The organism is Pseudoalteromonas sp. TB64, from assembly GCF_000498095.1.
Lineage (GTDB): Bacteria > Pseudomonadota > Gammaproteobacteria > Enterobacterales > Alteromonadaceae > Pseudoalteromonas.
In genome coordinates this window covers 1-1,304 of the sequence record NZ_AUTQ01000087.1, presented here as the reverse complement: position 1 = coordinate 1,304, position 1,304 = coordinate 1, and the positions used below count along the sequence as shown (strand labels likewise).

General features: G+C 33.7%; 1 pseudogene. It reads left to right on the top strand.

Annotation, left to right across the window (positions count from 1 at the left end):
* Positions 1 to 387 (top strand): annotated as a pseudogene (locus tag L647_RS1000000126200) (IS4 family transposase); the annotation flags it as partial.
* Positions 388 to 1,304: the final 917 nt, after the last annotated feature.

Sequence of the window (1,304 nt, the reverse complement as noted above, 5' to 3'; positions counted from 1 at the left end):
CGCTGGGAAATTGAAAATAGCTATGGAGAAATAAAACACCAGATGCTTGAGGATAGTATTCTTTTGCGTAGTCAGACTGTGGATGGAGTCAATCAAGAGCTATGGGGTATATTGCTAGCCTACAATTTAATTCGAGTAGAGATAAGTCGAATAGCCAAAGAGGCTAAAGTCTCCCCGCTGAGAATTAGTTTTGTCATGGCTTTGCGGGATATACAGGATGAAATACTCTGGTGTGCCATCGCTTCGCCAGGTTCAATTCCAAAGAAATTAAGGGCAATGCGAGAACGAGTGAAACGTTATATTCTTCCAGAAAAAAGAAAACGGCCCAAAAGTAGGACCGTTCGAATTTCAAAAACTCGGTACACCATTAAGTCAAAGCATGCTTAACTGAATGGTGTTAGCTATTTAGCGGCTTTAAAATATTTTTCAACATTTTGTCTTAGGTCAAAAAGGCATTGGTGACCTTGTATTTTAAATTCAAATTAAACTATTGATAATTATACATTTTAAATTTAAAAACCTAAAAACGTAAAGATTTTTGTAAAGTTTAGCTTTAAAATGTACGAAACTTTACAGAACTGCGATAGCAAAAGTGATTTATAAACTATCTATTCTTCTTCAAGAATTACTTTGAATAGCCTTACTCCAACAATATAATTAATGGTGATTCATGAACGTTAATAAAGCAGGAAAAGAATACTTTCTCGTATAAAAAATTATCTTTTAGCTGTTTCAATAGTCCTCACGAAGTGAGCATTAGAATATAGTTTATTTGAGTGCTTTATACGAGATGCTTATCTATAAGTTGGATTTAATGAGGGAGATCTAATATTTCCAGAAGTAAGTTTAGTGCTTTGTTAAATTTTATTTCTGTTAGCTTACAGCTTATTATTTTTTTAGAATAAGCACCTTTAGTAATTCAAGCCTTTATTCTCTTCAAGCTGCCTCGCTCTGGTAGTTTTCGACTACTTGCTTTAAAAAGTGAATATACATCTCTATATTTTCGATTCTTTTATGTATAGCTAAATGTGATAAAAGAAGATTGTCCTTAACTTTGACTGTACCTGACAAATTGTAGTTGTGCAGTGATTCTGGCCACACGTTTACTTTAAAAGCTCTTATCTCATTGTTATTTATTTAATCGAGAGGATTCTTGGTTCCTGATGTAAATGTCATGAACTTCGGTCCAATAAAAATATTATCCATTAAACCTAGTTTTTGTAGGTTTCGCTGGAGGGAAGATATCGGTGGACTCACAATCAAGTAAGTGAATTATCTCATATATTCTTTCGCACGAAGCAGCC